The organism is Actinoplanes sp. NPDC019969 (assembly GCF_055562375.1).
In genome coordinates this window covers 315,220-328,965 of sequence record NZ_JBVHFK010000010.1, presented here as the reverse complement: position 1 = coordinate 328,965, position 13,746 = coordinate 315,220, and the positions used below count along the sequence as shown (strand labels likewise).

The 13,746-nt window shown below is 72.3% G+C and carries 11 protein-coding genes; 10 read left to right on the top strand and 1 reads right to left on the bottom strand.

Features of this window, described 5'->3' with window-relative positions; genetic code table 11:
• Position 1: 1 nt before the first annotated feature.
• Positions 2-970 (bottom strand): metal ABC transporter substrate-binding protein, encoded by a 969-nt coding sequence (locus ACZ3II_RS29225; protein ID WP_465521186.1) that lies wholly within the window; start codon positions 968-970, stop codon positions 2-4.
• A gap of 192 nt (positions 971-1,162) precedes the next feature.
• On the opposite strand from ACZ3II_RS29225, the gene ACZ3II_RS29220 reads away from it, so the two are divergent.
• From ACZ3II_RS29220 to ACZ3II_RS29175, 10 genes are all read left to right on the top strand, one after another.
• A complete protein-coding gene (locus tag ACZ3II_RS29220; RefSeq protein ID WP_465521184.1) occupies positions 1,163-4,384 on the top strand; it encodes a choice-of-anchor M domain-containing protein in 3,222 nt (1,073 codons plus the stop codon).
• Between the two features lie 267 nt (positions 4,385-4,651).
• Positions 4,652-5,584, top strand: coding sequence for a permease (locus ACZ3II_RS29215; protein ID WP_465521182.1), 933 nt, complete (start codon positions 4,652-4,654; stop codon positions 5,582-5,584).
• On the top strand, positions 5,581-6,288 hold the full coding sequence (locus tag ACZ3II_RS29210; RefSeq protein ID WP_465521180.1) for a TIGR03943 family putative permease subunit: 708 nt from the start codon (positions 5,581-5,583) through the stop codon (positions 6,286-6,288). The genes ACZ3II_RS29215 and ACZ3II_RS29210 overlap by 4 nt, the downstream gene beginning before the upstream one ends.
• Positions 6,285-7,367 (top strand): hypothetical protein, encoded by a 1,083-nt coding sequence (locus tag ACZ3II_RS29205; RefSeq protein WP_465521178.1) that lies wholly within the window; start codon positions 6,285-6,287, stop codon positions 7,365-7,367. The genes ACZ3II_RS29210 and ACZ3II_RS29205 overlap by 4 nt, the downstream gene beginning before the upstream one ends.
• A 141-nt stretch (positions 7,368-7,508) precedes the next feature.
• Positions 7,509-8,765, top strand: coding sequence for an ATP-grasp domain-containing protein (locus ACZ3II_RS29200; RefSeq protein WP_465521176.1), 1,257 nt, complete (start codon positions 7,509-7,511; stop codon positions 8,763-8,765).
• Positions 8,762-9,604 carry a Rossmann-like domain-containing protein gene (locus ACZ3II_RS29195; RefSeq protein WP_465521174.1) on the top strand — a complete coding sequence of 281 codons (843 nt, stop codon included), beginning with the start codon at positions 8,762-8,764 and terminating at the stop codon, positions 9,602-9,604. The genes ACZ3II_RS29200 and ACZ3II_RS29195 overlap by 4 nt, the downstream gene beginning before the upstream one ends.
• Entirely contained in the window at positions 9,598-10,662 is a 1,065-nt protein-coding gene (locus tag ACZ3II_RS29190) for a PLP-dependent cysteine synthase family protein (protein ID WP_465521172.1), read from the top strand. Before ACZ3II_RS29195 ends, ACZ3II_RS29190 begins: the two co-directional genes overlap by 7 nt.
• On the top strand, positions 10,659-11,681 hold the full coding sequence (locus ACZ3II_RS29185; RefSeq protein WP_465521170.1) for a dipeptide epimerase: 1,023 nt from the start codon (positions 10,659-10,661) through the stop codon (positions 11,679-11,681). The genes ACZ3II_RS29190 and ACZ3II_RS29185 overlap by 4 nt, the downstream gene beginning before the upstream one ends.
• Positions 11,678-12,919, top strand: a complete 1,242-nt coding sequence (locus ACZ3II_RS29180) for an MFS transporter (protein ID WP_465521168.1) — start codon at positions 11,678-11,680, stop codon at positions 12,917-12,919. Before ACZ3II_RS29185 ends, ACZ3II_RS29180 begins: the two co-directional genes overlap by 4 nt.
• On the top strand, positions 12,916-13,719 hold the full coding sequence (locus ACZ3II_RS29175; RefSeq protein WP_465521166.1) for a class I SAM-dependent methyltransferase: 804 nt from the start codon (positions 12,916-12,918) through the stop codon (positions 13,717-13,719). The genes ACZ3II_RS29180 and ACZ3II_RS29175 overlap by 4 nt, the downstream gene beginning before the upstream one ends.
• Positions 13,720-13,746: the final 27 nt, after the last annotated feature.

Genomic DNA, 13,746 nt, shown 5'->3' with positions numbered 1-13,746 from the left:
GTCAGCCGGCCAGCGCGTCGACGATGGTCCTGGTGTTGTGCCGCTCGGCGCCGAGGTAGGTGCCCTCCGGGCTGCCCGGCTCGCCCAGGCTGTCGCCGAACAGCGCGTCCTCACCGGCGATCACCTTGACGCCGGCCTGCTGCCCGATGGCCTCGGCGGTCTTCGGCGGCAGCGAGCTCTCCGCGAAGATCGCCTTCGTGCCGGTGCTCCTGATCTTCGCGACCAGATCGGTGAGCTGCTTGGCGCTCAGTTCGGCGGAGGTGTCCAGGCTGGGGATCACCGAGCCGACGAACTGCAGCTCGTAGCGCTCGATGTAGTAGCCGAAGGCGTCGTGGTTGGTGACCAGCTTGCGGTTCTGCGCCGGGATCTTCGCCCAGGCGGCGGTGTTCTCCGCGTCCAGCTTGTCCAGTTCGGCGGTGTAGGTGGTGAGGTTCGTCGCGAACAGGCCGGCCTTGGCCGGCTCGGCGGCGGCCAGGCCCTTCTGGATGTTGGTCACCATGGTCTTGGCGTTGCGCGGGTCGTGCCAGATGTGCGGGTCGTGTTCCTCCTCCTTGCCTTCCTCCGCCTTGTGCTCCTCCTCGCCCTCCTCGTGCTCGTGGCCGCCCTCGTGCAGCTCCACGCCCTGGCTGGAGTCGACGACCGGGCCCTTGTAGCCGGCCGACTCGATGGTGCGGTCGAGCCATTCCTCGAGGCCGACGCCGTTCTTGACCAGGACCTTCGCGCCCGCGATGGCCTGCAGGTCGGCGGGGGTCGGCTCATAGTCGTGGGGGTCCACGTTCGGCTTGAGGATCTGGGTGACGGCCACGGCGTCGCCGCCGATGTTGCGGACGAAGTCGGCGACCTCCGGCGTGGTGGCGACGACGGCCAGCTTCGGGGCGCTCGCGGCCGGGGTGTCGGTGGTGGCTTCGGCACCGCAGCCGGCCAGCAGGACGGCGGCGGCCACGGCAAGGGACATACGCCCGTGTTTCATCGATCTCACTCCTGTCACTGAGGAGCGAAACGATAATCGTTGTCAAAAAATATCGTCTAATGGCAAATTGACGATGTGTCAGCAGATGTCGGCCGCCGGGCAGCAGCCCAATGAGCATGTTAACGTCTTGCTGAAAACGAGAGTCATTTTCAATCTCGTGCTCGTCCCGCTTTCTTCTCAAGGAAGAACACAGTGCTCCTACGTTCACGCCCCCGCCGCAGGGCCGCGGCCCTGGCGGTCCTCACCGTCGCGACAGCCGCCGTGCTGGCCCCGGCGTCGACCGCCACCGCGGCCGACGGGCCGGCCCCGCAACCCCGCGAACACCGGGTCATCGCCGGAGTGCACACCGACGCCGTGTCCACGTTCCTCGACGACGGCAGGCTGACCCTGGCGTCCAGGGCCGACGTCGCCGAAGGCAACGGCACCCGCTTCAGCGCCGACGACGTCTGGTTCCACCTCGCCGACGATGCCGAGGTCACCGTGCCCGCCGGCTACGAGTTCCTCGCTCCGGCCGGCAGCCGGGCGTGGATCGCCCCCGAGTCCAACCCCGGGACGGGCCGGCTGTGGCCGGGCTTCTCCACCGAGTCGGTGCCGCTCGGCGCCATCGACGGCAACCAGACGACCCTGGCGCTGACCAGCCTCGACGGGCCGGGCAGCCTGGAACTGTTCACAGCCGCCGGGTTCGGTGGGATCAAGCGCCTGTGGTCCTCCGACGACGACGGCTTCCGCGCCTTCACCGCCGGCCGCACCCACATGCACGCCAACTGGGCCTTCACCGCCGCCGGCACCTACCGGATCGGCGTGCGGGCCACCGCCACCGTGGCCGGGCAGCAGCAGACCGCCGACGCCACCTACACCTTCGTGGTCGGTGGGCTGCCCGCGGCGACCGGCACCACGACCGGCCTGACCGCGAGCGCCACCACCGTCGCGGCGGGCGGGACCGTGCGCCTCGACGCGACCGTCGCCCCGGCCGAGGCGGCCGGCTGGATCGAGTTCCTGGACGGCGACACCGTGCTCGGGCACGCCGCACCGGCGAACGGGCGAGCCACCTTCGACGTGGCGGCCCTCCCGCTGGGCGCCCGGCCGTTGACCGCACGGTTCGTGCCGCACGTGCTCAACCGGTACGCCCGGTCCTCGTCCGCGCCGGTCACCGTCACGGTGACCGAGAAGCCCGGCGGCGAGGTGTTCGGCATCTCCGGGCTGGCCGGCAGGTACCAGGCCGGCGAACAGATCGATCTGGGTGTCGTCGGCGCGACCCTGGCCGAGGGCCAGGAGTGGTGGTGGCTCATCCGGCCCACCGGGCAGACCACCGAGTACCTCGCCGTCCGCGGCGAGCGCTACCGGCGGGACGCGACGGTGGGGCTGCACGGCGCGGACATCACGGCGCAGATCCGCGACGCGGGCGGCAAGCTCGTGCAGCAGACCGGTTACCAGCGCCTGACCGTGGACGGCCCGAACGTGGGCACCGGCGAGCCCGTCACGATCACCGGGATGCGCGACAGCCACCACATGGGCGATCCGGTGCGCGTCACCGTCGAGCACCGCGCCCTCGCCGCCGGCGAGAAGGGCCGGTGGATGAACCGATACCTGCCCACCGGCACCACCTGGGAGGAGGTCGGCGAGTGGGCGCTGCCCACGACTGTTCCCGGCAGTCCCGGCACCTACCTGATCGACACCCAGTGGATCAACTCCAGCGAGTGGGCGTACGAGATCGTCGCCGCGGACGGCACGATCGCGGGCCGCTCCCCCGCCGCCACCGCGACCATCGTCAACCGGGAGCTGCAGCTCTCCGGCCTGCGCACCGTCTACCGCGCCGGTGACACGCTGACCGCGCGATCGGACATCCACCCGGCCCGTGACGGCGTCACCTACGAGTGGGGCATCGCGGACGACCAGTGGACCCCGATCCCCGGCGCCACCTCGCCCTCGATCGAGTTGCCGGTCACCGCGCAGCTCGACGGCACCTACCTGTACCTGACCGTGACCGACGCGGCGACCGGCTTCTACGTCGGCAGCGTCCAGCACGAACTGCGGGTCACCGACGCCGCGCCCGGCGAGCAGCTGCTGTTCCTGGACTCGCTGTCCGGCCACTACCACCAGGGCGACACGATCCGCCTGGGCGCCTTCGGCGACCCCGCCGCCGGCGACACCGACACCTACCGCTGGCTGTGGAAACGCCCCGACCAGGCCGGCTTCGTGGTGATGGACGAGGTCACGGCAGCCGGGCATCAGCTCCGCGCCGAGCAGGCCCTCGACGGCGCCCAGGTCAAGGCCGAGCTCTACTCGGCCGCCGGCACCCTGCTGGCCACCAGCGAACCGGCGACCATCCACGTGGACGACCACGGCGCCGCACCGCGGCAGAAGGTGGCCGTCGCCGGTCTCACCGACAACTACCGGGCCGGCGACGAGATCGCACTGTCCGCCACGGTCACGCCGGAGTCGGTGCTGGCCCGCTGGGAGTGGTACCTGGACGGGCAACTCGTGCCCGGCCAGAACGGCGCGCGGCTGTCCGTCGTGGCGGCGGCCGAGCACGACGGCGCCGCTGTCGTCGCCCGGCTCACCTTCGACGACGGCCGCAAGTACGTCGAGTCGACTCCCGTCACGCTGCACGTCGACGGCTCCGGTCAGCCGGGCGGCCCCGCCCTGACGGTGTCGGGCCTGTCCGATGGCGCGTACCAGCCCGGCGACGCGGTCACGGTGCAGGCCGTCCAGTCGCCGCAGGGACCGCTGACGACGTATCAGTGGTTCGTCGAACGGGCCGGTGACGCCGGGTTCACCCCGGTCGAAGGCGAGACCGGGGTTTCTTACGGCTTCACCGCGACCACCCAGCTCAACGGGGCCCGATATCTGGTCAAGCTGTACGACGGCGCGACCGTGGCAGCCGTCAGCAGCCCGGTCACCATCAAGGTCGCGACCGGACCGCAGGGCGGCGCCGCCGCCAAGACGGTGACGGCGACGATCAGCGACACCGACGGCGCTTTGGTGATCAGCGTCGACGACGCCGACCGGGCCGTCACCCTGCCCGCGGCCACCCTCAACGGGGCCGGCGACCGGTGGGAGAGCACCGGCGCGCTCAAACCCGTGACGGTCACCGACACCCGGTCCGGGCAGCCCGGCTGGACAGCGTCCGGGCAGGTCGCCGACGGTTTCCGTACCGCCGACGGCAAGAGTTTCGCCGGTGGCCACCTCGGCTGGGCGCCCGTCGTCATCCAGCAGAACGACACGCAGGGTGTGGTGGCCGGGCCGGTCGCCGTGCCGTCCGGGCCGGGCCTCGGGAACGGCGCGGTGCTGGCGACCGCACCGGGCGGCTCCGGCCGGGGAACCGCCCGGCTCGACGCGCGGTTGCGGCTGAGCGTGCCGACCGACACGGCGCCCGGAACCTACTCCGGCACGCTGACCCTGACCGCCATCTGAGACGTTTTCCGCCGTACCCTCAATGCATTAACAATTGCGCATAAGAGCAACCGATCCGGAGATCGACGATTCGCCGCACGGATATTGCATCCGTGCGGCGAATCGGCAATTCTATTGACGGCCATGACTGGGAATGGCTGTCGGGCGAACTGACGCCGGAACGGGAGCGCGTTGTTGAATTCCCTTAAGAATGCCGCGACCGGCACGCGGACCGCCCGTCGCCCCGCCGCGCCGGCTCCGCGATCCGGGTCCCGGCGTTTCGGCTCGGTGGAATGGCTGGCGGTCCTGCTCGTCCTGCTCGTCGTCTTCCGGGATCCGCTCGCGGGCCTGGTCTCCGGTCCCCGCCTGCAGACCTGGACCACGGTTTTCGTGTCCGTGCTGGTCCAGGCCATGCCGTTCCTGGTCTTCGGGGTCGTGCTGTCCGCCGTCATCGCCGTGTTCGTGCCCCGGTCGTTCTGGGCCAAGGCTCTGCCCCGGCATCCCGCGGCCGCCGTGCCCGCCGCGAGCCTGGCCGGGGTGGTCCTGCCCGGATGCGAGTGCGGCAGCGTGCCGATCGCCGGCTCGCTGATCCGGCGGGGCGTCACCCCGGCCGCCGCCCTGGCCTTTCTGCTGGCGGCGCCGGCGATCAACCCGATCGTGCTGACCGCGACCGCGGTGGCGTTTCCCGGCAATCCGGAGATGGTCGCCGCCCGGGCGGTCGCCGGCCTGGTCGTCGCGATCGCGATGGGATGGCTGTGGCTGCGGTGGGGCAAGAGCGAATGGATCCGCCTGCCACGCCGTTCCGACCTCGACGGCACTTCCCGGGCCCGGGCGTTCTGGGCCGCCTGCCGGCACGACCTCATGCACGCCGGTGGCTTCCTGGTCGTCGGCGCGGCAGCGGCCGCGACCATCAACGTCGTCGTGCCCGAATCCTGGCTGCAGGGTCTGGCCGCCGATCCGGTCCTGTCCGTGCTGACCCTCGCCGCCCTCGCCGTTCTGCTGTCGATCTGCAGCGAGGCCGACGCGTTCGTCGCCGCCTCCCTGTCCCAGTTCTCGCTGACGTCCCGGCTGGTGTTCCTGGTCGTGGGCCCGATGGTCGACCTCAAGCTGATCTCGATGCAGGCCGGGGTGTTCGGCCGGCGGTTCGCCGCCCGGTTCGCGCCCGCCACGTTCGTGGCCGCCGTCGTCGTCGGCACCGGCGTCGGGGTGGTGCTCTGGTGAACCGGCGCGCGCAAGCGGTCATGCTGATGCTGCTCGGCGGGGCGATCCCCAAGGCCGGCCTCACCGACATCCACCTGCGCTACGTCAAGGAAGGGCTGCAACCGTTCCTCATCGCGGCGGGCGCGCTGCTGGTCGCCGCCGCCGTGATGACCCTCTACTACGAACTGCGGGCCGGCCGGGAGGCGAGCACCGGCCACACCCACCACGAACCACGCGTCGGGTGGCTGCTGATGCTGCCGGCGCTCGGCCTGGTGCTCATCACGCCTCCGGCGCTGGGCGCGTACGCCGCCGGCCAGTCCGGCACCGCCCTCACCGCCGCCCCGGCCGACGCGGAGTTCGCACCCCTGCCCCCGGGCGATCCGGTGCCGTTGAGCCTCATGGACTACGCCTCCCGGGCGGTGTTCGGCGACGGCCGCAGCCTCACCGGCCGCACCGTACGGCTGATCGGCTTCGTCACCGCCGGCCCGGACGGAGCGCCGATGCTGACCAGGATGGTGCTGGCGTGCTGCGCGGCGGACGGCCGCCCGATCAAGGTCGGTCTGACCGGCGGCGTACGGGTGGACGCACCGGCGGACACCTGGATCCAGGTCGTCGGGACCTACCACGAGCGGGTGGAGAAGGACCCCGTCAACAACGCCGACGTGCCGTACGTCGCGGTGACGAGCTGGCAGAAGACGACCGCGCCCCGGCAGACGTACGAATGACCGCCGTACGTCGAACCCGTGGTCTCCCCATCGCCGGCCTGGCCGTCGCGCTCGCGGCGACCGGCGCCCTGGTGATCGGCGGCGGCCCGGCCGCACCGGAGCCCGCCGCGTCCGGCGGGCGGCCGTCCGCGGCGACGGCCTGGCCGGCCGCGCGGATCAGCACGATCGCCGGCCTGCCGCTGCGGCCTCTGCTGTTCCTCGACACGGCCACCGTGGTGGGCACCGCCCCCAGCCCGGACGACCGGTTCCTGCGGCTCCTCCTGCACTCCGGCGGTGGCGAACCTCGGGAACTACGCCGCCTGGCCACCTCGGGCAGTCCCCGCTTCGAGAACCTGACCGCCGCCGGCGACGACGTCGTCTGGACCGAATACGCCGACGGCCGGCCACCGGAGATCTGGGCCGCGGACATCCGTGCCGGCGGCCCTGCCCGGCGGCTCACCGCCGACACCGGCGCCGTGATGTTCCACGGCAGCCAGTACGACGTGGTGCACCATGCCGGCCGGGTGTACTGGACCGCCACGCCGCAGGACGGCGCCGGAGCCACGGAGATCCGCTCGGTGTCGTTGCGCGGCGGCCGCGTCCGGATCGACCGGACGCCCGGCGAATGGACGATGGCGGCGTGGCCCTGGCTCGACGACGGCGCCAGCGGCGGCGCCGGCGCGACCCTGCTGCGTGACATGAGCACCGATCGTGAGATCACGGTGCCCACCACCGCCGGGGAGTTCGCGGCGTGCAGTCCTGCCTGGTGCCGGGTCCTGGTGACCGGCGAGGACGGCCTGGCCCGCATCGACCTGATGCGTCCCGACGGATCGCAGCGCCGGCGGATCTCCGGCGGGACGGCGCGCACCGCGGTTCCCGACGTCGCGATCCTCGACCGCTTCGAGATCCTCGCCGAACCCGGCCCGCATTCCGCCACCACCGGCACCGCGGGCCTGCTCGTCCACGACATCCGCACCGGCGAGACCCTCGAGCTGGACGCCGCCGCGAACGACACGCAGAGCCGCGGCGGCCTGGTGTGGTGGTACTCCGGCAGCACGGGCTCCGCCCAGTGGCACGTCGTCGACCTGCGCACCGCCTGACAGCACGGTAACCCGTAGGCCTCGCGTTCCGTGTCCCCCGATGGCCGTCACCCCCCTATCGCTTTGTAAACGAAAACCGTTATCGTTTGCAAATCGGGTCACCTCGTCAGTCGGGAGTGCACGGTGGGTCATGTTCTGTTGGTGGAGAGCTGGGTCGGGGCGATGAGCGCGTTGCTGCCCCGGGCGATACGGGAAGGCGGGCACCGGTTCACGTTCTTGACCAGGAACCTGCATCACTACCTGCGGGCCGGCTCGGCCCAGGGCGTACACCCGCTGCTGGCGGCGGACAACGTCATCACCGCCGAGACCAATGACGAGGCCACGCTGCTGCCGCGGGTGGCACGCCTGCATGAGGTGATGCGGTTCGACGCCGTGATGACCTCCTGCGACTACTACCTGGGCACCGTCGCACGGCTCGCCGCCCATCTGGGTCTGCCCGGCGCACGGCCGGACGCGGTCGAGCACGCCTACCGCAAGGACCTGGCCCGCCGGCGCCTGCAGGCGGCGGGGATCCCCGGGCCGGCGTTCGCCGTGGCCGACGGCTGGCCGGCGGTGCGCGACGCCGCCCGGTCGCTGGGGTTCCCGCTGGTGGTCAAGCCGGTCGACCTGTGCGCGGGGATGTTCGTCCGGCGGGTGGACGACGAACGGCAGTTGCGCGAGGCGTTCGACGCGACGGCCGGCTTCCCGGTGAACGCACGCCAGCAGCCACGGTCGCCGTTGATGCTGCTGGAAGAGGTCCTGGTAGGGCCGGAAGTCAGCGTGGAGACAGTCACCGCCGACGGGCGCACCACGGTCGTCGGGGTGACGGACAAGAGCCTGGCGGGTGAGCCGTGGTTCGTCGAGAGCGGCCACATGTTCCCGGCGGCGCTCAGCCCGGCGGCGGCGTCCGCGGCGGCGGACATGGCGGTGGCGGCCCTGAACGCCGTCGGCTTCGACCGGGGCGTGGCGCATACCGAACTGCGGTTGACCGGATCGGGGCCACGAGTCGTCGAGATCAACCCCCGGCCGGCCGGCAACCAGATCACCGAGCTGGTCCGCCGGGTCACCGGCGTGGATCTGCCCATGGTCTCCACGCGACTCGCCCTCGGTGAGCGACCGGACGTCGCGGCGACCGACACCGGGGTCCGCAGTGCTGCCATCTGCTTCCTGCTGCCACCGAAGGCGGGCACCGTCGAACGCATCGACGGGATCGCGGCGCTGGCGGAAGCGGCGGACGTGGTGGATTGGACGGTGAAACCGGCCGGGCACCGGACCGCGGACGCCAGCAGCAACAACAGTTACCTCGGGCATGTCATGGTGGTCGATACCACGGGGCCGGGGGCGCGTACCCGTGCGGAGGAACTCGTCGCCGGGCTCCAGGTCCGGTTCGCCGGCGATCGGGCCGAGGTGCCCGCGTGACCGCCGCGTCCGAGCTGCGGGCCGGCTACACATCGGTGGACGAGCTGATCGGCGCCATCGGCGCCGGCCACCTGGGGGTGGACCCACGGACGGTACGGGTCAGCGTGGGATTCACGACGCGGCAGGGGGTCCGGCACTCCGGACGTGGCCGCGGCTACCGCAATCAGGTGCTGAGCCTGCGGGTGGGCGCCGCGGTGGGCTCCTGCGCCGTGGAGCCGGATCAACTCGACGACGAGTCGGTGTTCGCGTGCGTCGGACGCAGCGTCGCCGACCTGCTCGGCCATCCCGATCCCGCGGTACGGATCGCCGCGGCGGACGCCTACCTCGCCGAGACCCGGCCGCATGCGTCCACCGCGCACGACACGGTGACGATCACGGCCGGCAGCTCCCTGGAGAAGTCGATGGCCCGCGCGGCCGCGGTGCTCGACCTGTTGCCGGTCACGGCGGGGCAACGGGTGCTGGTCGTCGGTGTCGTCAACTCCCTGCTGCATCAGCTCCGGCAACGGGGCGTGGCGTATCTGCCGTGCGACCGTGCGGGCGGCGCCACCGAGTGGGACGAGCCGTGCCGGCCCGACGCCGCCGGCCTGCTCGACGACTGTGACGCGCTTCTGGTGTCGGGCATGACGGTGGGCAACGGCAGCTTCGACGCGCTGCTGGAGCACGCCCGCCGGACCGGCAAGCCATTGGTCGCCTTCGCACAGACCGGCAGCGCACTGCTGCCGTACTTCCTCGGCGCGGGTCTGAGCGCGGTGTCGGCGGAGCCGTACCCGTTCTTCTGGCTCGACGGCGGCCCGACCACCATCTATCGCTACCGCGCCGCGGCCGGTGTCCCATGCTGACCTCCGCGCCGCCCGCCGGCGCCCCGCACCTGCTGCGGTTGCTGGGGCAGACCCCGGTGGCGTTCGTGGACGCCCCGCTGCCGTTTCCGCACAGCGGGTTTCACGCCAAGCTGGAGTGCCTGAGTCCGGGCGGGATGAAGGCGCGGGCCGCCGTCGCGATGTTGCACGCCGCCCGCGAGCGGGGTGAGCTGCGGCCGGGCGCCACGGTGATCGAGTCGACCAGCGGCACCCTCGGGGTCGGGCTGGCATTCGCCGGGCAGGCGCTCGGCCACCCGGTCGTGCTCGTCGTCGACCGCGACATCGACGCGTCGATGCGGGCGCTGCTCACCGCGTACGGCGCCACCATCGAGGTCGTCGACCGGCCGCATCCGTCGGGCGGCTGGCAACAGGCCCGCCTGGACCGGCTGCACCGGCTCCTCGACCGGCTTCCGGGCGCCTTCTGGCCGGACCAGTACCACAATCCCGACAACGTCACCGGCTACCGCACGCTCGCCGAGGAACTGGTCGCCCAGCTGGACGCCGTGGACGTGCTGGTGTGCAGTGTCGGCACCGGTGGGCACAGCGCCGGATTGGCCCGTACGCTGCGCCGCCACTGGCCGGCACTGCGGCTCGTCGGCGTCGACACCGTCGGCTCGACGATCTTCGGACAGCCGGCCCGGCCACGGTTGATGCGCGGCCTGGGCAGCAGCATCTATCCGCGCAACGTCGATTACCGCGCTTTCGACGAGGTGCACTGGATCGGCCCGGTCGAGGCGGTCGACAGCTGCCGCCGCCTGGCGCGCGCCGCGTTCGTCACCGGCGGCTGGAGCACCGGCGCGGTGGCCCGGGTCGCCGCGTGGATCAGCCGGATGGAACCCGGCGCCCGGGTGGCGACGGTCTTCCCCGACGGGCCGCACCGCTATCTGGACTCCATCTTCGACGACGCGTACTGCGCCGCGCACGGGCTGCTGGCTCCGGCGCCGGCGCATCCGATCGAGATCTCACACCCGTACGCGGTCGAGGTGACCCGGTGGAGCCGCTGCCGTACGGTGCTCGACCCGGTGGCGGTGGCGGCGTGAGACTCACCTGGCACGGCTACCGGCTGACGCTGCGCGAACCGCTGCGGATCTCGCGCTCCACGATGGCCGCCCGGGACGCCGTCCAGGTGGAGCTGTCCCACGACGGTGTCAGTGGGCACGGTGAGGTGGTCACCAGCGTCTTCTACGGCCTCGAGCGGGACACCATCGAGGAGCTGCTGACCGGCGTGCGGCCACGGCTGTCGGCGTACGAGACGCCGGAGGAACTGCTCGCCGAGCTGCCGGAGCTGAGTGACCATCTGCCCGCGGGAGTGCTCGCCGCGGTGGACGCCGCCGCCCACGATCTGCTGGGCCGCCGCGACCGCACACCGGTTCATCGGCTGCTCGGCCTGCCGGCCGCGGCCGGGACACCGACCGCGTGCACGATCGGCCTGACACCGCCGGCGCAGGCCGCGGAAACGGCCCGCATGCTGGCCGGCCGCGGTTTTCAGATGATCAAGGTGAAGGCCGGCGACGATGCCGACCCGGCCCGGATCGCCGCCGTACGGCAGGCCGCGCCGCACGCCCGGCTGCTGCTGGATCCCAACGGGGCGTGGACGGCGGAGCAGACGGTCCGTCTGCTGGACCGGATGAGCCGGCACCGCATCGACGGCGTCGAGCAGCCCATCGCTCCCGGCGCCCCGCGGCGGCTGGCCTGGATCAGCGCCCGCACCGACATCCCGGTCATCGCCGACGAGGACGCCGCCACCGTCGCTGACGTGCACGCCCTGGCCGGCGCCGTCGCGGGCGTCAACATCAAGCTCGCCAAATGCGGCGGCCTCGGCGCCGCGACCCGGATCATCGCCGCAGCACACGAACACGGCATGGACGTCATGCTGGGCTGCCTGGTCGCCAGCTCGCTCGGCATCGCGCCCGCCGTTCACCTCGCCGCGCGGGCGCGCTGGGTGGACCTGGACGGTCACCTGCTGCTGCGCGACGACCCGTGGACCGGCATCGGCGGCCACGACGGTCTCCTGCGCCTGACCGGCGTGCCCGGCCTGGGCGTACGGCCGGCCCGATGACCTCCACGTGGGCTGCGCTGCGCGGCTTCCCGTTGCCGATCCGGCTGCTGGTGATCAACCAGTTCGGCGTGAACCTCGGTTTCTACCTCCTGCTGCCGTACCTCGCCGGATATCTCACCGACGACGTCGGCCTGTCGGTGGCGCTGGTCGGTGTCGTGCTCGGCGTACGCAATCTCAGTCAGCAGGGTCTGTTCCTGCTCGGCGGGTCCGCCGCGGACCGGCTCGGCGCTCGTGGCGTCATCATCGCCGGCTGTGCGCTGCGCAGCGTCGGGTTCGGCCTGTTCGCCCTCGGTACCGCCCTGCCGCTGCTGCTGACGGCGTCGGTGTTGTCCGGGCTGGCGGGGGCGCTGTTCAACCCGGCCGTGCGCAGCTACGTCGCGCAGGCCGCCGCGGACCGGCGGGCGGAAGCGTTCGCGCTGTTCACCGTGTTCGCCAACGCGGGCGCCGTGCTCGGGCCGCTGCTGGGCAGCGCGTTGCTGCTGGCCGATTTCCGCACCGGCGCGGTGGTCGCCGCCGCCGTGTTCGCGGTGCTGACCGTGGCGCAGGCGGTGTGGCTGCCCGCCCAGAAGGTGGTGCCCAGCGGCGCCACGGTGCTCGGCGACTGGCGTACCTGCCTCAGCGACCGCCGGTTCCTGGCCTTCAGCCTGGCCTGCGCCGGCATGTTCGCGCTGCAGACCCAGCTGTACCTGGTGCTGCCCGTGCAGGCCGAGCACGTGACCGGCCGGCCGGTCGCGATCGCCGCGCTGTTCGTGGTGTCGACGCTCGCGACGCTCCCCCTGCAGGTCCCGGTGACCCGGTGGTTGCAGGCCCGCTGGGCGCGGGGCCGGTCCATCACCGCCGGATTCACCGTGATGGGAGCCGGGTTCCTGCTCCCGCTGCTCGATCCGCGGGACGCCGGCCCGTGGCCACGGCTGGCGCCGGTGCTGGGCGCCGCCGTCCTGCTGGCGGCCGGGGTGATGATCGCCCAGCCGTTCGTGCTGGAGCTCATCCCGGCGTTCGCGCCCAGCGGGCTCACCGGCACCTACTTCGGTCTCTTCTATCTCGTCTCCGGGCTCGTCGCGGCGGGCTGCACCGCGGTCATCGGCGCGGCGGTCGACACCACCGCCGACGGCGGTGTCCCCGCCGCCGCGTGGCTGCTCACCGCCGCGGTCGGTATCGGCTGCGCCGCCGCGCTGGGGCTGCTGCACCGGCGCCGCAGGCTCACCCCGGTCTCCGCCTCCTCCACGGATGGATCATGAACGAGCGCAACCTGCTCACCGACAACCCGCATCTGTACGAGCAGCAGTTCCCCGACCCGGAGCATGTGGCGGGCCGCTTCGTCGACGACGTGGTACGCCGCTTCACCGACCCGGCCACAGGACCCGCACGGCTGCTGGACGTGGGCTGCGGCACCGGCCGCGACGCCGGGTACCTGCACTCCCGCGGCTACACCGTCACCGGGCTGGACACCTCGCAGCCGATGCTCACCCATGCCCGCCGCCGGCATCCGGCGGTGCGGTTCCTGCACGCCGACATGCGCACCTTCGGCCTGCCCGACCGGTTCGACGTGGTGACGTGCCTGGACAGCGCGATGCTGTACTGCCACACCACCGCCGAGCTGATCGGATTCCTGCACCGCTGTCACCGGCATCTGCGGCCCGGCGGGCTGTTGGTGGCGGAGATGCGCAACGGCGCCTTCTTCCTGGGCAACACCGAACTGCTCGACGGCGCCCGTACCCGGACGGTCGCCTGGCGCGGGATCACCTACACGTCACGGACCCGGCTGTGGATCGACCACGCCGCCCAACTGCTGCGCCGCGAACGGGTCTGGAGCTGGCCCGGTGGTCCCGAGCCGCTGGTGCAGGAGTCCGCGTGGCGGCTGCTGTTCCCCGCCGAACTCCGGCACCTGCTGGACACGACCGGCTTCGACGTTCTCGCCCTCTTCGACGCCCCCGGCCCGCGCACCGACCCGCCCTGGGACCCGGCTGCCGGCCTGTCGACTGCTCTGTCCGGCGACCGCCTGCACCTGGTCGCCCGCCGCCGCGACGACGCGGCCTGATCACCGTCGAAATTCCTCCGGAAGGAC